Genomic DNA, 20,347 nt, shown 5'->3' with positions numbered 1-20,347 from the left:
CCTCCAGCTTGTCGCGGGGCACCACACTGTTGACGAAGCCGCAGTCGTACATTTCCTTCGCGCTGAACGGCCTTCCGGTGAACAGCATCTCGGAGAACTTACGCAAGCCCATCGTCTCGGCCCACCACCACAGGCGCGGTCCCCAGCCCACGTATCGGAAGGCCGGGTGCCCGAACAGGGCATCGTCGCTAGCGATCACCAGGTCGGCGTCGCCGGCCTGATAGAAGTGCCACCCGTAGCAGTAGCCCTTGGCCTCGATGATGCTGATCTTCCGAAGCTCCTGCAACGGACGGTTTCCGGCGCGGGCCTTGGCATAGAAGTCCGTGACGGTGGACAGGTAGCGGTACGAACCACCCGGTGGGTACTTGACGTCGTCGTCGTTGATCGCGAGCTCGTGATGCAGGGGCAAGCCCGGGTTCTCCAGCATCGGACGCTGCTCGGGCAGGTCGCCGCCGCTGCCGAAATCTTGTCCCTCGCCGCGGATCACCACCACCTTGACGTCGTCGTCCACGTTGCACTTGTGGATCAGGTCCGCATAGTTCTGCCGCATGCCCAGCGTGGTCGAGTTGAGTTCTTCCGGGCGATTGAACGTGATGTACGCGATCCGGTTCTTCTTGTCCTTTTCGAACTTGATGTACTGCTCGGCTTCCTTCTTCAGCTTTTCGTAGTCATATTCGGGCATGGGCTTCTTCTTTCATTTGATTCTTGGTTAGTGCCTATTTGAGCAATGCGCCCGCATCGACTGGCAGCGAAACGCCGGTGATGTAACGAGATTCGTCCGAGGCGAGGAACAGGACGGCGTTGCTGATGTCGACCGCTTCCACCCACGGCACCGGCATCGTGTGAGTCATCTGCGAGAACGGCGCGAAATCCTCCGGCCCCGGATTCTCCAGATCCGGTCGAAACAGCCGGAAGGTGATGTCATTCATGGTCATCGGCGTGTTGACCTGGCTGGGATGTACCGAGTTCACCCGGATGCTGTGCTGGCCGAGCTCGACGGCGAACGCCCGCATCAGGCCGAGGACACCGTGTTTGGCAGCGATGTAGTGGCCGGTGTATGCCATGGCCTTGTGCGATCCGACCGAACCGGTCAGCACGATGGAGCCACCGCGCCCGCCGGCGAGGATATGTGGCACCCCTGCTTTCACGGTGTGCCAGACGCCGGAGAGGTTTACATCGATCATGTCCTGCCAGATCTGCTCGCGGATCTTGTGCAGCTTGTTGCCGAAGGTGCCGATGCCCGCGTTGGCGACGATGATGTCGAGACGCCCGAGCTGTTCGACCCCGCTGTCCACAGCGGCCTTCAGCCCGTCGTAGTCGCGGACGTCCACCTGCGCAGTCACGATGCGACGATCGAGGTTCTTGACCAGATCCGCGGTCTCGGCGAGGTCTTCGGGCGTCGAGTGGGGATAAGCCAGGTTGTCGATCGGCCCGCAGACATCGATCGCGATGATGTCAGCGCCCTCTTGCGCCAGACGGACGGCGTGACTGCGGCCCTGACCGCGCGCGGCACCGCTGATGAAAGCGACCTTGCCCTCGACTCGGCCGGTCATCACGACACCAGCGCCGGCATACACTCCCAGCCCCGCACCGTGGAGGTCGGACTGAGAATGGCACCGCTCAGGTCGACCTCCCACTCGGGGAATCGTTTCAGGATCTCCTCCAGGGCGATGCGGCCTTCCAGACGTGCCAGCGCCGAGCCCAGGCAGAAGTGGGTTCCCATGCTGAAGGTGAGGTGCGGGCGGACCGTGCGGTGCAGATTGAATTCGTTTGCGTCGGGCCCGAACTGGGCCTCGTCGCGGCACGCCGACCCGATCAGCATCATCATCACGCTGCCCTCCGGCACGGTTTGGTCGTGCACGGAGACGTCGCGGGTCACGTAACGGGACACGTGCGGCGCCGGCGGCTCGTACCGCAGTAATTCCTCGATGGCCTGCGGGATGAGCGTCGGGTTCTCGACGAGGTCCCGGCGCTGATCGGGGTGCTCGGCGAGGACCTTTCCGGACCAACCGATCAGCCGTGTAGTCGTTTCGTTGCCGGCCCCGGCCACCACGTTGAGGTAGACCAGGATCTCTTCGCGAGAAAGCCGCCGGGTGGTGCCGGTCTCGTCCACGAATTCGACGTTGAGAAGCTCGGTCATGATGTCGTCGGACGGATGGTCGGCGCGCCAGTCGATGTAGGCCTCGAACTGCTCGCCCACCGACAGCCCCTGCTCGGCGGCGCTCATGGGCTTTCCGGCTTCGGTACGCAATTGCGCGTTGCCCCGGTCCCGGATGTACTCCTGGTCTTCCTCGGGGATGCCCAGCAACATGCTGATGACCTTCATCGGCATCTGCGCACCCAGGTCGGTGACGAAGTCAAAATGGTCCGAGCCAACCAGCGGATCCAGGCACTGTGCGCAGAAGTCGCGGATCATCGGCTCGAGCGCGGCGATCCTGCGCGGGGTGAACATGCGCGACAGCAGTTTGCGGTGCACGTCGTGGATGGGCGGGTCCTCGAAGATCAACATGCCCGACGGGATTTCCAGGTTGGCCCTGATCAGTTCCAGGATCGCGCCCCGCGCCGAGCTGAATGTCTCGTGGTCGACGAGCGCCTTGCTGACATCGGCGTAGCGGCTCAGGGCGTGGAAATCGTATTCGGCGTTGTAGTAAAGCGGCGCCTCCTCGCGCAATCGCGCGAACATGGGATACGGGTCGGCGATCAGCCCGACATCGTATGGATCGAAACGAACATGGCTATCGGTGCTCGCCGTCACGAAATCCCTCCTACCGCTGCAGTTTTAGACGCCCGCATTACCTGCACCAGGGCTAGCGCCGCCAGCGTCGCAGCGCTGGATTCGGTTGGGGCAATTTATACACTCCGCTTAATTGCGTCGCTCTGATATGCGCACAAGCTCGGCTGAAAACGGCGCATGAACGTGGTCCTACTCTATTGTCGTAGAGAACCATACAGCGGGTGCCCTGGCAAGAGCTAGAGCTACCGTGTCCGGCCGGTGCTCTCACGCGGACCCGGCCATCCCGCGCCGCAACACCCGAAGGCCGCCGGTCTGCGTGAGCCGGCCCTTGGCCGAACTCTTCAAGATTCCGGCCGCGATCGCCGACAAGATTCCGTCGAGTTGTTCGGGACTGTCGATGATCCGGTCGCCATGCGCGAACCGCTGCAGCAGGCCATTGATGAACGTCAGCGTGACGTTGCTCAAATCCTCGACGACGGCCGGCTCCAGCTCGGCACCATGCGGCATCAGCTGTACGAGGATTTCGCGATGCAGTTTGGTGAACTCGTCGGTGGCCTGCTGCAGAATCGCGGCCAGCGCGGGGTCCCGGGTGGCCTGCATGGTCAGCTCGTAGCGGGCCCTCGTGCGGTACAACTGTGGATCGCTACCGGCCTGGATGACCACTTGTGACAACCGCGAAGGCGCGCCGCCATCGGAACTGTCCGCGATGGCCTGCAGCTCGGCGAGGTCGAGCTCGGCGGAGCGTTCGGCCGCCGCGCGCAGCAACGCCGATCGCGTGCGGAAATAGAACGAGGTCGTGCCGTCCGGCACCCCGGCCTTGCGATCGACCTTGAGGTGGCTCAGCCCCTTGGCCCCGTCATCGGCCAGCAACCGGATCGCCGCATCGCATAGATCGCGGCGGCGTTCGGCGGGGTTGGGCTTGCGTCGTTTATCCATAATCCTGGTAAAAGGCGACCTTACTCTATATTCGTAGTGTCAGTAAAGAGCGCATCGCCGTAGCATGTGCACGCAGGCCTAGCCCCGCCGGCACTGTCCGCCCATTCGTGCGATTTCAACAATCGACGCCCAAGGCGCAAAAGAAATTGCCGTGCAGGAGTTCCGGTCGAGAGTGGAATCAAAGATCCTGCGGGTAGAGTGCATTGGCGATGATTCACCGTCGTTTTGGCGCGCGCAGTGCCACCGCCTGGCTGGGGTCCGTCGGTCTGCTCGCCGCAGCGATGTGCGGCTGTCAGCAGGCGCATAAGCCCGCGCCGTCCAGCTCGTCGACCACCGCGCCACCCAGCACGACTGCTCCGCCGCCCCCGCCACCGCCGCCGGTCGTGCAGATTGCACCGTTGCCGGTCCGGGCGGTGACGAAGTCGCAGCCGACCACACCCGCCGTCAAGTGCCCGGCCACGGATGCGAACGTTGCCGTGAAACCGACCGAGGTACTGACCACCTGTGACATCGGGCGAACCACCGTCTATACGTTGGGTCCCGAGACCATGCAGCTCGGGCTCGTCCATGTGGACCCCCCGAAGTCGCTGACCGCGGACTATTACGAACTGACCCTCGTGCTGGATCCGCCATCGGCCGCCGCGTGGACCGAATTCACGGGCGCGCATCTGCAGGACCACGTGGCCTTCATCCGGGACAACATGGTGCTGGAAGCGCCGATCATTGAACAACCGGTGACGTCGGGGCGGATCGTGCTCACTACCCAAACAGCCCAGGGCGCCGCACAATTGGCCCAATTGGTCGGTCGCCCGGCATGATCGTTGCCGGGCGCCCGGACCGCCTCGGAATCGGCATGCTGAGCGTATTCGGGCTACCCCCAATCGAATTGGTGAGTCTCGCCGCGGACTTGGGGTGCCAGTACGTCTCGGTCGCCGTCCAGGGCATGCCGCTGGTGCCGCTGGGCTATCCCCCTTTCTCGTTGAAGGACGACGACGGTCTGCGGAAGGACTTGCTCGCCGCGATGGGCGACCGGGGCGTCAGCATCTCTCTGGGTGATGGCTTCCTCGTGCTGCCCGGCGCAGACGTGAGCGCTCTGTGCGCCGACCTTGACGTGCTGGCCGAGCTTCGTGTCCCCCGGGTCAACGTGGTCAGCCTCGACCCCGATCTGCCCCGAACGCTTGACCAGTTCGCCGCATTGACGGACCTTGCCGCCCAGCGCGACATCGATACGGTCGTCGAACCGGTGCCCGGGCTGACCATCGGCGACGTGAGCTCCGCGCTGGCCGCCAAGCATTACGTTGACCGGGACGAATTTCGGTTGTTGATCGACACCATGCACCTGGTGCGGTCGGGTTCCGGGGCCACCGACCTGGCCGCCATCGCTGCCGATCAGATCGGCTACGCCCAGCTCAACGACACCACGCTGCGGCCGCGCATCGACAATTACCTGCAGGAAGCCATGTTCGAGCGCATGGTTCCCGGTGAAGGTGAACTTCCGCTGCACGACCTGTTGTCCGCGCTGCCCGTCGACACGGTGCTCGAAATCGAGGTTCCCAGGCGATCTTTGGCGCTGGCGGGGGTGAGCCCGATCGACCGGCTGCGTCCGTGCGTCGAGGCCGCACGACGGTTACTGTCGGAGGTTCAGCTCGGGTAGCGCAGCGGGAGGCCCGCCGCGCGATAGATCGCATCGATGACGGTCATGTTGTCGATCGCGTCGTTCGGGGTGGTCATGATCGGTTTGCCGCGCAGCACGGCCGCGGCGAACGCATCAAGCTGATACGCGTAGGAGCTCCGGCGCCCGAACCGTTCCGCCCGCTTACCCCGCCGTGACCGCACCGAGAGCCGATGGAAGTAATGTGGCAGCACGGGATTCAGAATGCGCAGCTCGCCGTGTTCGCCGATCACCCGAGCGCTGATCTGCAGCAGCCGCGATGACCACATCGATCAGCGCACCCGACCGGTGTGTCCGGCCGGGAACCGCAAGTCGGCGGTCATGGCCCGGTCGATCTGTTCGTCTCGCAGTTTGGCCTGTGCGGCAACGACTTCCGGCGACGGTCCACCGAAAGTGCGGACCATGTGCACCGGGTAGCATCCGGCGTCCATCATCGCCCCGCCGGCAAGCCCGTAGTCGTAGCGAATGTCGGAGAACTTCGGCAGCGGGAAACACAGCGCGGCCTCCACGTGCCGCAGCGGACCGAGTTCGCCGGAGGCGATGATTTCCTCGGCGCGCAGCGTCATCGGGTGATAGCGGTAGTGGAAAGCTTCCATCACCACGCGGTCCGAATCGGTTGCCAATTCGGCGATTTCGCGCGCCTCGGCCGCGTTCGCGGTGAACGGCTTTTCGCACAGCACGTGTTTGCCCGCGGCCAGTGCGGCCCGGGTCCAACGTCCATGCAGGCCGTTCGGCAACGGATTGTAGATGGCGTCAACTTCGGGGTCGGCGATCAGCGCCTCGTAATCGCCGTGCACCGAAGCGATGCCGTGTGTTGCGGCGAACGCCTGCGCGCGCGCCACGTCGCGGGCCGCGACCGCAACGACGGTGACCTCTGGGTTCTGGTTGGCGGGATTGATCAACGCCAGGGGCGCGATTCTGGCCGCCCCCAGGACGCCGATGCGTATCGCGGTGTCAGCCATCGCGCCCCTGCTCTCCGTACACGCCGCTGAGCCTATCGCCCCGCCGAGGTTTGCCACCCCTCGGTTTCCCGTTAGAGTCAGCGGATGGGGCAGGTAACGGAACGCTGGCGTGCCGCTCGGGTGGCATCGGCGTTGTACAACACGGCCGCAATGCACGACAGCGTCGCTGCGGTGGGCGCAAAAGCGTTGTGGGGATTGACGTTACATGACCTGCTAGCCGAGGTTCAGCGTGTCGGTGAAGCCCCCGACGGCGCCCACATACTTGACATCCCGTGCGGTGGTGGCTTTGCCTTTCGTGGCTTGCGCCCCGGGCAGAATTGCCGCTACGTCGCCGCTGACATCTCTCCGGACATGCTGAGCCGGGCCCGCGGCCGGGCGACTCAGTTGGGGGTGGCCGGCCTGATGGAGTTCGCCGACGCCGACATCACGCATTTGCCCTTCCAGGACGACACCTTTGACCTGGCACTGACGTTCAACGGCCTGCACTGCCTGCCCGACCCCCGAGCGGCGGTCGTCGAACTCGCCCGTGTGCTCAAGCCGGGCGGGATTCTGCGCGGGAGCACGTGTGTACGTGGTCGCGGCCGGCGTCAGGATCGTTTTGTGACCGCGCTGCAGGCGGCGGGCTTTTTCGGGATCACGCCGGAGGCCGGTGACGTCCAGCGCTGGCTCAGGGATGCGGGACTCGAAGTCTTGGCCGCACGGCACAGTGGTTCGGTCGAGCTCTTCGAGGCCGTTCAGAGCTGAACGTCGTACACGGAGACGGGGTCGAGGATCACGCCGGTTTCCTCGACGTAGCGATCCCACAGCGTCAGCAGCTCGGTCAGCTTGTCGGGCCGTGACCCGGCCAGATCGTCGATCTCGCCGGGATCGGAAGCCAGATCGTAGAGTTGCCAGGTGCCCGGGCCGTACGGTGCCGGCAGGTACAGCGCCTTCCAGTCGCCCCGTCGGATGGCGCGACGGCCGAACAGCTCCCAGCCGGTGCCGGTGTCGGCGTCGTGCACGGTCTCGGTGGCGCCCGTCAGGTAATCCACCAGGGACCGGCCGCGCATAGCGGCAACCTGGCGGCCACGGTAGGACGTGCCCGGGTGCGTGGTCCCGGCCAGCTCGAGCAGGGTCGGCGCGATGTCCATGACGGTGCTGAACGCGGTGCCGATCTGCTGTTGCCGGGCGAAGCCGGGCCACGTGACGAAGCCGGTGACGCGGATTCCGCCCTGGGTGGTGAACGCCTTGTGCAGGCGCGACGGTGCGGTGGCCGCCTGCGCCCAGCGTGGGCCGTACCAGATGAACGACGTGGGCCGGCCGAGGTTGTCCAGGCTGTTGTCGCAATGCTTTTCGATCTGTGCGGCGATCTGCGGACCACGCAGCGGCATCGCCTCCACGATCGCACCCTCGGCGCCGTTGTCGGACATGAAGATGACGACGGTGTTGTCGAGTTCGCCGCTGGCCGAGAGGAAATCGATCACCCGGCCGACGTTGTAGTCCATCCGATCGACCATTCCGGCGTAGACCTCCATGCTGCGCGCCGACACCGCGCGCTGCTCGTCGGTCATGTCGGCCCACTCCGGTGCGCCGTCGGCCACCACCGGGTGTGCCACGACGTCGGGAGGACACAGGCCGAGCCGCTTGAGCGCGGCCAGGCGCTCCTCACGCAGCGCGTCCGGCCCGGCGTCGTAGCGGCCCCGATACTTCGCAATGGATTCGTCGGGCGCCTGCAGGGGCCAGTGCGGGGCCTGGAAGGGCAGATAGGCGAAGAAGGGCCGGTCGTCGCCGGGAGCCCGCTCTTCCAGATACCTCAGCAGTGTGTCGGTATAGGAGTCCGAGGAATAGAAGTCCTCGCCCACGGTGACGAATTGGTCGTCTTCGGTGTAGAGCGTTGGCACGGGAGAGAATCCGCGCGCCGCCGAGCCGCCGTAATGGCTGGCGCCGGCTGGCAGCAGGGCGAACGAGCGCTCGAAACCGCGCGCCCATGGCGAGGTCTCGATCGTCGCGCCCAGGTGCCATTTGCCCGACATCAGCGTCAGATAGCCCGCGTCACGCAATAATTCCGGCAACGCGACGACCCGGTCGTTCAGGTAGCCCTCGTACCCTGGCGCGCCGCGGAATTCCGGCGACGCGACCTCGAGCATCGTTCCGATGCCGGCGATGTGGTGGTCGGTCCCGGTCAGCAGCATCGCCCGGGTCGGTGAGCAGGCCGGGGCCGAGTGGAAATCGGTGAACCGGACGCCCGCATGGGCCAGCCGATCGAGGTTGGGCGTCTCGATCTCGCCGCCGAACGCGCCGAGGTCGGAGAACCCGAGGTCGTCTGCAACGATCACGAGGAAGTTGGGGCGCGTCACGCTCAAGCATCCTGCCAGGTCCATCGCCGGGGCGGAATGCTGCCGCACCGCCTCGGCGCCTAGATTGTCGAGATCGGGCAAGGCCGCGGAACAGCGAAAGGGCATGGAGATGTTGACGCAGTTTGGAATGTCGGTTCCGCTGGTTGCGGCTCCGATGTCGGGCGGACCCACGACCCCGGCCATGGTGTCGGCCGCCACCCGCGCGGGGGCACTGGGCGTGCTCGCGGCTGGATACAAGTCCGTCGAGGCCATCGAGGGTGAGATCAAAGCCGTTCGCACCGAAGGAATCCCGTTCGGGGTCAACGTCTTCGCTCCCAATCCGGTTCCCGTCGACCCGCAGCGTTATCACGCTTACGCCGCGATCATGCAGGCCGAGGCCGACCAGTTCGGGCTGACGCTGCCGTCCGAGCCCGTCGAGGACAACGACAGATTCGACGAGAAGATCGCGCTGTTGCTCGACGACCCGGTTCCGATGGTGTCGTTCACGTTCGGCATTCCGTCGCGCGACGTGATCGCCGCGCTGCAACGCGCCAACAGCGTTGTGGTCCAGACGGTTACCACCGCTGAGGAGGCCGCACAGGCGTATGACGCCGGCGTCGACATGCTCACCGTGCAGGCCGCGGCCGCCGGCGGCCATTCCGGCACCCTCTCGCCGCAGCGGCCGCTGACGCAGGTCCCGATCGTCGAGTTGGTGCGGCAGGTCGTCGCGAAGGTGCCCTTGCCGGTGATGGCCACCGGCGGGCTGGCCACTCCCGCCGCGGTGGCCGAGGTGATCCGCGCGGGCGCGGCCGCGGCCGCGGTGGGTACCGTGCTGCTGCGCGCTACCGAGAGCGGCGCCTCGCCCACTCACCAGGCGGCCCTGGTCGATCCCGCCTACACCGAGACGGTGCTGACCCGGGCATTCACCGGCCGGCCGGCCCGCGGCCTGCGCAACGCGTTCATCGACGCCCACGGAGCCGAGGCGCCGGCGGGTTATCCCGCCATCCATCACCTGACCAGCCCGCTGCGCAAGGCCGCGGCGGCGGCGGGCAAGCCGGACTACGTCCACCTCTGGGCGGGCACCGGATACCGGCACGCGACCGCGGAGTCCGCGTCCGACATTCTGCGCCGGCTGGCGTCCGACCTGTGATCGGTTAGTCAGTATTCGAAGCGGTTGAGCACGTCGTAGTGGCGACCGGCCGTCATCCACGTGATCTGGTAGATCAACCGCACCGCGGCCGACGGGATTCGCTTGTAGTCGGCCAGCACGGGCGCCTGCTCGATGAACCGCAGCCGGGGGTTCCAGGTCGCAATCTCGCGCGCATCCCGGATGCCCCACTTGATGATTCCTCTCGTGAAGAGCTTGGACATCAGCGGCGCCAGGGCCGAGAGCGTATCGAAATGCATTTCGCCGCCGGCAAATCGGTCGGTCATGCGCTGCAGCAGCCGCCGCACTTCCTGCTCGTGCAGATACATCAGCAGGCCCTCGGCAACGATCAGGGTCGGCCGTCCGGTCGGGACTTGATCGAGCCACTGCAGTTCGGTCACCGACGAGCCGATCATCCGGTAGCGCTCGGTGTCGTCGTAGAGTCGACGCCGGAGCCCGATCACGCTTGGCTGGTCCACGTCGAACCACAACACGGTCGGCGGTACGGCCACTCGGAAGGCGCGCCCGTCGAGGCCGCAACCCAGGTGTAGCACAACCGCATCCCGATGGCGGCCCAGGAACTCGGCGCACCAGTCGTCGAGCTGTCTGGCCCGCAGCGTAACCAGGTACTGGTTGGCCGCGGGCCACGACATCCGATGGATTCGCTTGAAGTCATACGCGATCCGGTCAACCGCTTCCGCGGCCGGCCCATCCCCCAGAATCGGTCGCTCCGTGCGGCTTTCGTGAGCGCGCAAGTAGAGGGTCACGAGGTTCGTCCACTCCACCGAGCCCCAGGGCACCGAACTGAAGTCAACTTTGTCCGTCGTGGTCATGGCCTCCTCAGAACGCCTCGGGATTCTGTTGCACCTCGGCGGGCACCGGGTGCTGATACAGACGTGATGCGTTCTCCCAGCTGAATTTGCGGATGACATCGGCCGGTAGATCGCCGATTTGCTGGTGAATGGTTTGTTGGGTGTGCGGCCACGTCGAGTCGCAATGCGGGTAGTCGGCTTCCAGCATGATGTTCTCGACGCCGATCCGGTCGCGCTGCACGAATGAGGACTTGTCTTCGACCGCGCAGAACCAGAAATTGCGGGTCAGCACCTCCGCGGGGGTCAAGGGCTCACCGAGCGCCTGCCAGGTGCCATACATCTCGTGATAACTCAGCATGTGGTCGAGTCGGTCCAGTAGGCCCGCTACCCAACCGATTCCGCCCTCGGACAAACAGATCTTGAGGTCGGGGAACCGGCTGGGCAGTCCGGAGTACAACCAGTCGACCGCGGCGGAGATGGCGTAGGCGAAAAACAGCACACCCTGCACATCCGGTGGCGCGTCCGCCGTGGTGGACGGTGACGACCCCGACGATCCGATATGCAGGTTCACCACGGTGCCGGTCTCCGCGCAGGCCGCCATCAGCGGATCCCAGTGGTCGGTGTGAATGCTGGGCAGCCCGAGCATCGCCGGGTTCTCGCTGAACGTGACGGCGTGAAAGCCGCGCTCGGCGTTCTCGCGGATCGTCGTCGCGCCGAGTTCGGGATCGAGCAGCCACGGCAATTGGCAGGGAATGATCCGGTCGGGATACGAACCCGCCCAGACGTCGAAATGCCAGTCGTTCCAGGCCCGCACCGAGGCCAGTGCCAGGTCGCGGTCGCTGGTCACCTGCTGCAGCCGTTGCCCGGCGAAGCCCGGCAGAAACGACGGAAAGTTCAGCGAGGCGTAGATGCCGTTGAGGTCCATGTCCTTGACCCGGGCATGGATATCCCATGCGCCCCTGCGCATTTCGTCGAATCGGACCGGCTCGAAACCGTATTCGGCCACCGGCCGTCCGACCACCGCATTGAAGCCGACGTTGGGTAGTTCCTTACCGTCATAGAGCCAGGTTTGTCCCCCGCTTTTGGTCTCGACGACTCTCGGCGCCCGGTCCGCGAACTTACGGGGCAGGCGGCCGGCGAAGGTGTCCGGGGGTTCGACGATGTGGTCGTCCACCGAGATCACCGTGTAACGACGCGGCGCCCGCGGCGGATCGGGCAGGAAGGTGACCGAGCGCTCGCTGCCGGTCTTCGCGGTGGTGAAGTTCAGGTCGGTGGCCAGCTCGTCGATCGATTTCACTCGTCAATCTCCTTGCGGGGCGGCGTTGATTGTGACGCAACGGTTTTCAGCGTGCGGTGGCGGCGAGGTTTGTCGGCGTGTCGCCGCCGTGGGTGCACTCTCGAGGATGCGGTTCACTTGAGCACGTCGGCGTCGGCCTTGATGGTCATGCGCGCCGCCCCGGCCCAGTACACGTCGGCGGCGCGTTCGATCAGCGACCGTTGCATGCCGGCCATGTCCGACCAGTTCATGGTCACCGGATCCCTACCGGTGAGCAGGACGTCGTAGGCCAGCTTGCAGACGCGCTCGATGGACGCCGCGCGGTAGACGGCTTCAGGCAGGTTGCGGCCGGTCGCGATGACGCCGTGGTTGGCCAAGATGGTCAGGTTTGCGCCGCCTATCCGGGCGGCGAGTTCCGCGGCGCGTGCGGGGCTGTCGATCTCGCCGTCGTACGTGTCCACCAGGCGCAGGTCGTCGAGGAAGAGCGAACCGGTCTGGTGCACCAGCTCGGGCAGTCGGCCCAGCGCGGCCAGGACGCAGACGTAGTACGGGTGGTTGTGGATCACCACGCGGGCGTCGTCGCGTACCCGGTGCAGTTCGGTGTGGATGTGGATGGCCGGGGTGACGTCCCAGCGCCCGCTGACCACGCGCGCGCCACCGTCTACCACACAGATATCGGAGGCGGTGATCTCCTGCCACCACAGGCCCCAGGGGTTGACGAACATGTTCGTCTGGCCGTCGGGCTGCCAGGTGATGTGTCCGGCCATGTTCTCGGCGAAACCGATGCCGGCCAGGTGACGAAAGGCGATGGCCAGTGACTGCTCGCTGGACAGGTCTGCGCCGATGGGAGGAACCACCGACGGCGCCCAGACTTCCAACCCGCCGCGACGTGCATTAGGAGCGTTCATGACCAGCCTCCGTTCTGGCTCCAATATCCTCGCGCAGCCGGCCTTTGGCTACCTTCCCACCGGATGACCGGGGCAGCTCGTCGAGAACGATGAGCCGCTCGGGCAGCAGTTCCTTGGAAACCCCCAGCGCCAGCAGGTGTTCGACGAGCCCGGGCAGGTCGAGGGTGGCAGAGTCGGCGAGTTCGGCGTAGAGGCAGACCTTTTCGCCGAACACCGGGTCGGGCATGGCGACCGCCGCCGCTATCGCGATGTCCGGGTGCGTCATGACAGCGTCTTCGACCTGGCTCGCGCTGATGTTCTTGCCACCGCGCACGATGAAATCGGACGTGCGCCCGGTGACACGCAGATAGCCGTCGTCGTCGATTTCACAGATGTCGCCCATGCGCATCCATCCATCGCGGGTGAACAGCTTGTCGTGGTCGGTGCCGCCGAGGTAACCGAGGCTGGTCGCCGGACCCCGGCACGCGGGCTGGCCGCGTCCTGTCGCGGTCACGTCGCGGTCGCCGTCGAACAGCCGGACGTTCATTTCGGGGACGAGACGTCCGCCGGTGCGCAGCCGCCGCTCGCGCGAGTCTTCGACGGTGGTCGCGCTGAGCAACCCGGTCTCGTTGGAGCCATAGAACTGCAGGATTTTCGCGCCGGTGAGTTCTTCGAACTCGGCCGCGGGTCGATACGGCAAGGCCTCCCCGCCCGTGTAGACGACGCGCAGCGAACTGAGGTCGTAGCCGCGACTGGCCGGATCCGCCATCAGCATGATCAATTGTGTGCTGACGCAACACAATACGGTGACCTTGTGTCGGGCTATCGCGTCGAAGGTGGCTTCGGTGGTGAACCGGTCCAGAATCACCGCGGTGGCGCCGAGGTAGATCGGGGTGGTGTGGCTGGTCCACAGCCCGAACCCGAACGGGGTGGGGATGACCGGCAGGAATACCTCGTCGCTGGTCAGCTGCCCGTTGACGACGGCCTTCTGGTGGAAGTAGTGCCAACGGTTCTGGGTGTGCACGACGCACTTGGGCAGCCCCGTGGTGCCGGACGTCGAATTGATCAGGAACACGTCGTCCGGGCCGAGTTCGCGGCCGGCCGCCAACGGCTTGGGCTCGGCGTCGACATCGAGGCGGATCGTCTCGCCGTCGTGGCTCAACACGATCCCCGGCACCCGCAGTTCGTCGGTAACCTCCGTGGCGGCCCCGCAGCGGGCCGGATCGCTGATCAGGATTTTCGGTTGAGCGTCGCGCAGGATTGCGGACGCCTCGCGGGTGCCGGCGCGTGCGCCGATGCCGACAACCACCGCCCCGCATCGTTCGATCGCCACGAACAGCACGTGAATGGCGGCGGAGTCGCCGTGCCATACCGCCACCCGATCACCCCGGGCGACGCCAACCCCGGCCAATTCTTCGGCTAATCGCGTTGCCGCACGGTCAAATTCACGCCAGGTGAACGCCGGTCTGCCGTAATCCAGATAGGCGATGCGATCCGGTGTCCGTTGAGCGTTGCGACGCACCGCATCCGAGAGCGTCGAGTCGTGCCACCAGCCCGCCGCGCGAAACCGGGCCGAGTCCTCGTCGGTGAATGCCGGCGAGCCCACGGTTTCCAGGCCACCGGCGCTCATCGCTAAATGATAGGAAAGTCGCCTGCCGGTCGGGGCTGGGGACTCGGCGGGGCGGGCACGGCGTGCGGATTATCGACGCTCGGGCGGCGCGGGCGCGCCTTATGGCAATTACGAGTGCATCCGCAATTGAGGCCGATGATGCAGCCTCCTCCTCCTCCCCCGACCGGTTGCACGGACACGGCACCACCCGCAGCCGGTGGCGCGACCGACGAATTGGCGATGGCTGCCGGCGCGGCGGGCGCGAGACCGGCCGCCAAGACAAACGCGGCCACGCAGCCGCACAGCGCGGCACGGGCCGCGACCTTCGGGGTCCCCATAAGGCACAACGGTACTTGCCCGGCCGTGGACGCGCCGGTCATGCGGCGAGCTACGAGCAAACTCTAAGCATATTCGAAAGATCAGCGAGGCCACCTCGCCCGGAATTTGGGATCGGTAGCGACGCAAGAGCTTTGCGGTTGCCTCTTCATCCCCGGCCTGAAGACAGGTGCGGCCGCGCCCGTCGGATTGTTAGCCTCAGCGCATAGATTCCGGCGCTGACCGCGAACATCGCGGCCGTCAACAGCAGCCACCGGCCGAGAAACGGGTCCTGGGTCTGGCCGGTTGCGGCCCGGTAGGTGGTTGCGCCCTGTTTGACGATGCCGGGCAGGAAGACCAGCAGCGTCAGCCCCGCTCCCAGCGCGGGCACCCGGAGGTAGTTGAGCACCGGTGCTTCGGCGCGCGCCGGAGACGGCCGGCTGCGGCCGCGCGACAGCAGCCGGTCGACGCAGGCGTAGACGGGGAACAAGACCAGGTCGTGGGCGACGATGGCCGCGGCGAACCACACGACGATCGACTGCCACCAGACGTGCGGATTCCACAGCGTGACCGGTTTGAACACGGTGAGGACGTAACCCAGCAGTGCGAATCCGGCGATCATCGTCAGCAGGTGCAGGGGGTGGGACCCGTAGAGCCGCGCGAAGCCGCTATGCATTGGCGGCCGCCCGAAACGCAATCGAGGCAACCCATTTGGTGTTGTGCACGCCGGGTAGCGCCGGCACGATGATCCGCGCGGGGAAGCCGTGGTCCGGGGACAGATCGTTGCCGTTCACGCGCAGCGCCAGCAGTGCGTCCGGGTGCAGCACCTGGTTGCGTTGCAGCGTCGCGCCGGCGAAGGCGCCGGAGCGTTCCAGCGACGACACCCGCGCGGATGCCGGTAGCGGCACACCGGCCAGCCGGGCGAGGTCGGCCAGTCGCACGCCAGTCCACGTTTGGGTGGTAGACCAGCCTTCGACGCAGGCGATCGGCAGGACGGCCGTGTGCTGCGGCATCGCCAGCAGGGCCGCGCGGTCCAGCGTCACCGGGTGGGGGCCGCCGTTCAGGGTGAGCCGCCAGCGGTCCAGAGTGTCCCGCGCGGCAATACCGGCGGCAACCGCGGTCCGGTTGACCTGGAAGTCCTCGGGTCCGCCGCCGGGTTGGCGCCCGCGCGGCAGCAGCAGGGCGGCGGGTCGCGCGTACCCGCCCAGTGTCTGACCTGCGGTGAGGATCGCCAGGAAAAAGGCGCCGCCGCCCACCAGCGCCAAGGCGCCGCGGCGGCTCATCGTGGCCGGACCGGGTTCGGCGGCCACAAGACCGTCACGCCGCCACGGCTCGGCTTCGGTATCGGCGCGCCCCGTGCGCAGCACGTCCCGCAAAGACAGCGAGCGCAGGCCGCTCCACATGCGCCTGCTCTTGATCGCGACGTGCATGACGAAGCCGGTGATGAACACCCACGCGCCGAAGTAGTGCGCGGTGTAGAAGCTGAACCCGAAGATGTAGTCGTACTGGATGTTGAGCACGCCTGTCACGATCTCGAATAAAATCCCGCCGACCAGCATCAGCAGCGAAACCCGTTCCAGCAGTTGGGCAATCGAGCGTACGGGCGGGAACACGAAGAGCCGGGGGATCACCGACCACAGCTTGGCCAACACCACCGGGATGACGACGAGTCCAAGCCCGACATGAAGCCCCTGGGTCAGCCGGTACAGCCACGACGGAGTGGTGGGCCATTCGAAGGCCGGCAGTTTGAGCCAGCCGACATCGGCGGGGATGGCCTGGCCCAACCGCGGCCCGTAGGCGACGTAGGACAGCAGGCCGGTGAGGATGACGATCGGCAGCGTCACCAACAGCACCGAGCCGAATACCGACGTCAGCCATGGTCCCCGCAGCGGGCTTCGCCACAACCGGGCGGGAAACCCGTGACCGTCGGAATCACTCGCCGGCTCGGTGTCTTCAACTTCGGATCTGCGGACACGGTGCACCATCGCTGATCTTCCACGACGGCGCGCCGAAAAGAGTTCAGATTCGATAATCTGCGCCGAGCGTCAGTCCTTGCCCCGCGGCGGCGGCTCCACTTCGACGCCGGTGGAGTCGTGTTCGGGACCCGCGGACGGATGTTCGGCCGGGACGCGGTCGCGGGAACGGGTGCCCTCGCTGGGCCGGTCGGGATCGGGCCGATGGACGTTGCCCTGGTAGGGGCCGGGCTTCGGCCGGGGCTTTCCGCCCGGGAAGGCCAGGCGGAAGATGCTGCGGTGCACCGTCCCCCACTGCTTCGAAAAACGGCCGGAGTTGTACGGCAGCTCGTAGCGCTCGCAGATGTCCTTGACTTGCGGAGCGATCTCCGAGTATCTACTGCTCGGCATGTCCGGGTAGAGGTGATGCTCGACCTGGTAACCGAGATTGCCACTGATGAGGTGGAACAGCGGGCCGCCGTCGATGTTCGCGGCGCCGAGCAATTGGCGTACATACCAACCGCCGCGCGTCTCGTTCTCGGTTTCTTCCTGCGTGAACGTGTAGGTCTGGTCGGGAAAGTGGCCGCAGAAGATGATCGCGTGTGCCCATATGTTGCGGATGATATTGGCCAGGGCGTCAGCGGCCAGGGTGCGCAGGTAGGTACTTTCGACGCCGGGCGCGACTTTGTCGAGGAAGTTGGCCGCGGCACCGACGCGACCGCCCTTGGACACCCTGCGCAGCCTCCTGGCGACGCGCGACTCCGCCGGCTGTTCGAGCCGGCCGCGCGACGCCAGCTGGACAAGCGCGAACGCGCCGGCGCTGATCAGGGGCCAGCCGAGGTAGTCCTTGACAACCTGCGCGCGAGCCTTCACCCCGATGCCCTTCAGGTCCTTGCGCACTTCCGACCAGGGCTTCTCCCGCTTACGGATGGCGTCGATGTCCATGTCGTGCACGGCCACGCCCCATTCGAACAGCAGGGTGAGCAGCAGGTTGTAGATCGGCTGGAACAGGAAGCGCGGGGCCCATTTCTGGTTGGGATCGATCCGCATGATCTCGTAGCCGAGATCCTTGTCCTTGCCGAGGATGTTTGTGAAGGTGTGATGGATGTAGTTGTGGGAGTGCTTCCACGATTCGGCGGTCGACGCGGTGTCCCAGTCCCAGACCGAGGAGTGGATGTCGGGGTCGTTCATCCAATCCCATTGACCGTGCATCACATTGTGGCCGATCTCCATGTTCTCCAAGATCTTGGCCATGGAGAGACAGGCGGTGCCCAGCAGCCATGCGGTCTTCGAGCGCGACGCCAGCAACAGCACCCGGCCTGCCACGACTATCTGGCGCTGCGCCGAGATGACGTTCTTGATGTAGCGGCGGTCGCGGTCGCCGAGGTCGGCGAACACGTCGTCGTGGATCGCGTCGAATTCCTTCGCGAGTTTTTCGAGTTCCTGTTCCCCAAGTCGGGACAGCGGGCTCTCCCCGGCCCTCTTCACGGCAGTTGTCACGAGCCGCTCCTTTCGATCAAAGTTCGAGTTCGACGTCGCCCTCGGCGGTGTTGATGCAGATCCGCACGTCCTGACCCGTGGGTTCGATCACGTCACCTGAGCGCAGGTCGCGCATCTTGCCCGACTTCAGCGTCCCCACACAGGTATGGCAAATTCCAATGCGACAGCCGAAGGCAAGGTTGAGGCCGGCCTTTTCGCCCGCCTCGAGAATCGATGTGCCGCCGTCGCATTCGACTTCTTTATCGCTGTCGAGGAAACAGACGGTGCCGCCCTCGCCGGCGTTGGCGTCGCCGCCGATCTTGGGCTGGAACCGCTCGAAGTGCAGGCGTTCGCAATCCCCGTTCGCTTCCCAGTGCTCGATCAGAGCGTCGAGCATCTCCCCGGGGCCCGAGCAGAACGCCTCTCGCTCACGCCAGTCCGGGCACACGTCATCGAGGTCGTCGGGTGTCAGTCGTCCCTGCTCGGAGGTGAGGCGCAGATCCAGCCTCATTCCCTCGTGGCGTTCCTCGAGCTCTTCCAAGGCGGGCAGGAACATGGCCTGCTCGCGGGTCCTCGCGGAATGAATGACCAGCGCGTCCCGCAATTCGTCGCGATGGTCGAGGTCGCGCAGCATGCTGATGATCGGCGTGATGCCGCTTCCGGCGCTGATGAACAGCATCTTGGCCGGCACTGGGTCAGGCAGCGTGAAAACGCCTTCGATCTCGCCCAGCCGCACCAGATCGCCCGGCTGAATCTTGTGTACGAGATACGGCGATACGACACCGCCGTCGACCCGCTTTGGTGTGACGCTGATCAGGCCGTCTTCGGGCCTGGGGTCCGAGGTAAGCGAGTACGCGCGCCAGTGGTACACACCGTCGATCACCACGCCGAGGCGTACGTACTGACCAGGCTTGTGGCCGGGCCACTCGTATCCCGGGCGAATCAGAACGCTGGCCGCTTCCGAGCCCTGCGCCTCGATGCCTTCGACCTTCCCGCGCAATTCTTTCGTGGTCCACAGCGGGTTGATCATCTCGAGGTAGTCGTCCGGCTGCAGCGGGCTGAACAGACGCCGGATCGCTCGCAGGAACAACCGGCGTCCCCTGGGGACGCGGGGTTCGGCGCCACGTTCAGCCATACCGCCAGAGTACACAGTTGTACACCGACTCTAAACATTATTTCGAAAGTTGTTGTCGCACATGATTAGACATATGCGTAACGTGCAGACAGCACGTATCAGCCGTTCACTGGCTGTCGCGCGCTCGATTTTGGCTGTGACGATGGGTACCCCTGAGGTGCCCAGGACAGGGCTCACCCAAACGTTTGTTCACGTGTTTCGGTGTCGTGCGTTGCAGCGCCCGGCCGACGCCACGCCTAATGTCGGTGAATATGCTGATCGGCTTCCTCCTCGCGCTGGGCTGCTCGCTTTGTTACGGGACGGCGACCGTGCTGCAAGCCGCGGGCACGCGATCCGTGGAGGCGGGCAGCGGCTCGGGCGTCGACGCCGTGTTGCTGCTGCGGGCCGTCCGGCAGTGGCGCTACCTGGTCGGGGTCGGGCTCGATGTCGTCGGGTTTGCGCTGCAGGTCGCCGCGCTGCGCCTGGTCCCAATCTATGTGGTCGCGGCGGCGCTGGCCGCCTCGATCGCCGTCACCGGCGTCGTCGCCGCATGGGTGTTGTCGGCGCGCTTGTCGTCGGCTGAATGGACGGCCGTCGGCGTCGTCTGCGTCAGCCTGGTCGTCCTCGCCCTCGCCGCCGGGCCAGGCCACTTTCGGCACGCCCCGGCCGGACTCGGCTGGGCACTGCTGGGCGTGGTGGCCGCGATGTTCATCGCCGGCGCGGCCGCGGGTCGTCTGCCCGACCGCGCACGTGCGCTCGCACTGGGGTTGGGCGCCGGAACCGGATTCGGGGTGGTCGAGGTGGCCGTGCGCCTGATCGAGGCGATCGATCCCACCAAACGCGCCTTCTACACCAATCCCGCCCTGTACGCGGCCGCCGCAGGGGGCGCCGCGGGGTTCCTCTTGCTCACCTCCGCGTTGCATCGCGGATCGGTGACCACGGCCGTCGCCGGAATGGTGGTGGGTGAAACGCTGGCACCCGCGTTCGTCGGGGTGGTATGGCTGGGCGACACCGCGCGCGAGGGGCTCGGCTGGCTGGTGATCGCGGGGTTCGCCGTCGCGGTGTGCGGGACTCTGGTACTGGCGCGCTTCGGCGAAGCGCCCCAGCCGGAACCCGCCGAGGAAACGGGCTGAGGCC

Annotated in this window: 18 protein-coding genes and 1 pseudogene; 5 read left to right on the top strand and 14 right to left on the bottom strand. The window is 66.0% G+C overall.

All coding sequences use genetic code 11. The features are described from left to right. From A5652_RS05300 to A5652_RS05285, 4 genes are all read right to left on the bottom strand, one after another. On the bottom strand, positions 1 to 682 hold a 682-nt coding region (locus A5652_RS05300), incomplete at its 3' end, for an enoyl-CoA hydratase/isomerase family protein (RefSeq protein ID WP_067347340.1). Positions 683 to 716: 34 nt separating this feature from the next. After that, positions 717 to 1,553, bottom strand: a complete 837-nt coding sequence (locus A5652_RS05295; protein WP_067347351.1) for a mycofactocin-coupled SDR family oxidoreductase — start codon at positions 1,551 to 1,553, stop codon at positions 717 to 719. After that, a complete protein-coding gene (locus tag A5652_RS05290) occupies positions 1,553 to 2,755 on the bottom strand; it encodes a cytochrome P450 (RefSeq protein ID WP_067347338.1) in 1,203 nt (400 codons plus the stop codon). The genes A5652_RS05295 and A5652_RS05290 overlap by 1 nt, the downstream gene beginning before the upstream one ends. A gap of 243 nt (positions 2,756 to 2,998) precedes the next feature. Continuing rightward, positions 2,999 to 3,670: a TetR/AcrR family transcriptional regulator gene (locus tag A5652_RS05285; protein WP_067347335.1), complete on the bottom strand. Its 672-nt coding sequence runs from the start codon at positions 3,668 to 3,670 to the stop codon at positions 2,999 to 3,001. A 209-nt stretch (positions 3,671 to 3,879) separates the two neighbouring features. On the opposite strand from A5652_RS05285, the gene A5652_RS29090 reads away from it, so the two are divergent. Both A5652_RS29090 and A5652_RS05275 read left to right on the top strand, forming a co-directional pair. Further along, positions 3,880 to 4,488, top strand: coding sequence for a preprotein translocase subunit SecD (locus tag A5652_RS29090; RefSeq protein ID WP_067347333.1), 609 nt, complete (start codon positions 3,880 to 3,882; stop codon positions 4,486 to 4,488). Then, a complete protein-coding gene (locus A5652_RS05275) occupies positions 4,485 to 5,324 on the top strand; it encodes a sugar phosphate isomerase/epimerase (RefSeq protein WP_067347330.1) in 840 nt (279 codons plus the stop codon). Before A5652_RS29090 ends, A5652_RS05275 begins: the two co-directional genes overlap by 4 nt. On the opposite strand, the pseudogene A5652_RS05270 reads toward A5652_RS05275, so the two are convergent. Further along, positions 5,312 to 6,304: pseudogene (locus tag A5652_RS05270) on the bottom strand (Gfo/Idh/MocA family protein). The gene A5652_RS05275 and the pseudogene A5652_RS05270 sit on opposite strands and share 13 nt — an antisense overlap. 84 nt (positions 6,305 to 6,388) lie before the next feature. On the opposite strand from A5652_RS05270, the gene A5652_RS05265 reads away from it, so the two are divergent. Further along, positions 6,389 to 7,048, top strand: a complete 660-nt coding sequence (locus tag A5652_RS05265) for a class I SAM-dependent methyltransferase (RefSeq protein ID WP_067347328.1) — start codon at positions 6,389 to 6,391, stop codon at positions 7,046 to 7,048. Here A5652_RS05265 and A5652_RS05260 read toward each other — a convergent pair. Then, positions 7,039 to 8,640: an arylsulfatase gene (locus A5652_RS05260; protein WP_067347349.1), complete on the bottom strand. Its 1,602-nt coding sequence runs from the start codon at positions 8,638 to 8,640 to the stop codon at positions 7,039 to 7,041. The two genes, A5652_RS05265 and A5652_RS05260, sit on opposite strands and share 10 nt — an antisense overlap. Before the next feature lie 103 nt (positions 8,641 to 8,743). Between A5652_RS05260 and A5652_RS05255 the strand changes: the two genes are divergently transcribed. Beyond that, positions 8,744 to 9,769, top strand: a complete 1,026-nt coding sequence (locus A5652_RS05255) for a nitronate monooxygenase family protein (RefSeq protein WP_067347326.1) — start codon at positions 8,744 to 8,746, stop codon at positions 9,767 to 9,769. An 8-nt stretch (positions 9,770 to 9,777) separates the two neighbouring features. On the opposite strand, the gene A5652_RS05250 is transcribed toward A5652_RS05255, so the two are convergent. The 8 genes from A5652_RS05250 to A5652_RS05215 all read right to left on the bottom strand — a co-directional run bounded on the left by A5652_RS05250 (position 9,778) and on the right by A5652_RS05215 (position 19,231). Further along, positions 9,778 to 10,599, bottom strand: coding sequence for a class I SAM-dependent methyltransferase (locus tag A5652_RS05250; protein WP_067347324.1), 822 nt, complete (start codon positions 10,597 to 10,599; stop codon positions 9,778 to 9,780). Positions 10,600 to 10,606: 7 nt separating this feature from the next. Continuing rightward, the gene (locus A5652_RS05245) at positions 10,607 to 11,875 is read right to left on the bottom strand and encodes an amidohydrolase family protein (RefSeq protein ID WP_067347322.1); all 1,269 of its coding nucleotides are present in this window, start codon (positions 11,873 to 11,875) and stop codon (positions 10,607 to 10,609) included. A gap of 113 nt (positions 11,876 to 11,988) precedes the next feature. Further along, complete coding sequence (locus A5652_RS05240) at positions 11,989 to 12,762, bottom strand: class II aldolase/adducin family protein (RefSeq protein WP_067347320.1); 774 nt, start codon at positions 12,760 to 12,762, stop codon at positions 11,989 to 11,991. Further along, on the bottom strand, positions 12,749 to 14,371 hold the full coding sequence (locus A5652_RS05235; RefSeq protein ID WP_067347317.1) for a class I adenylate-forming enzyme family protein: 1,623 nt from the start codon (positions 14,369 to 14,371) through the stop codon (positions 12,749 to 12,751). The genes A5652_RS05240 and A5652_RS05235 overlap by 14 nt, the downstream gene beginning before the upstream one ends. A 463-nt stretch (positions 14,372 to 14,834) precedes the next feature. Next, positions 14,835 to 15,341, bottom strand: a complete 507-nt coding sequence (locus tag A5652_RS05230) for a hypothetical protein (protein WP_067347314.1) — start codon at positions 15,339 to 15,341, stop codon at positions 14,835 to 14,837. Next, positions 15,334 to 16,650: a molybdopterin-dependent oxidoreductase gene (locus tag A5652_RS05225; protein ID WP_082983775.1), complete on the bottom strand. Its 1,317-nt coding sequence runs from the start codon at positions 16,648 to 16,650 to the stop codon at positions 15,334 to 15,336. Before A5652_RS05225 ends, A5652_RS05230 begins: the two co-directional genes overlap by 8 nt. Before the next feature lie 60 nt (positions 16,651 to 16,710). Further along, positions 16,711 to 18,117, bottom strand: a complete 1,407-nt coding sequence (locus A5652_RS05220; RefSeq protein ID WP_067347312.1) for an acyl-CoA desaturase — start codon at positions 18,115 to 18,117, stop codon at positions 16,711 to 16,713. Between the two features lie 16 nt (positions 18,118 to 18,133). Then, on the bottom strand, positions 18,134 to 19,231 hold the full coding sequence (locus A5652_RS05215; RefSeq protein ID WP_067347310.1) for a ferredoxin reductase: 1,098 nt from the start codon (positions 19,229 to 19,231) through the stop codon (positions 18,134 to 18,136). A 239-nt stretch (positions 19,232 to 19,470) separates the two neighbouring features. Here A5652_RS05215 and A5652_RS05210 point away from each other — a divergent pair, with 239 nt between their 5' ends. Beyond that, a complete protein-coding gene (locus A5652_RS05210) occupies positions 19,471 to 20,343 on the top strand; it encodes a DMT family transporter (RefSeq protein ID WP_067347308.1) in 873 nt (290 codons plus the stop codon). Positions 20,344 to 20,347: the final 4 nt, after the last annotated feature.

The sequence above is a fragment of the Mycobacterium sp. 1165178.9 genome, assembly GCF_001673555.1.
In the GTDB taxonomy this organism is placed as follows: Bacteria; Actinomycetota; Actinomycetes; order Mycobacteriales; family Mycobacteriaceae; genus Mycobacterium.
The sequence above is the reverse complement of the archived record's forward strand: the minus strand, read 5'-3'. Positions and strand labels throughout refer to the sequence as shown.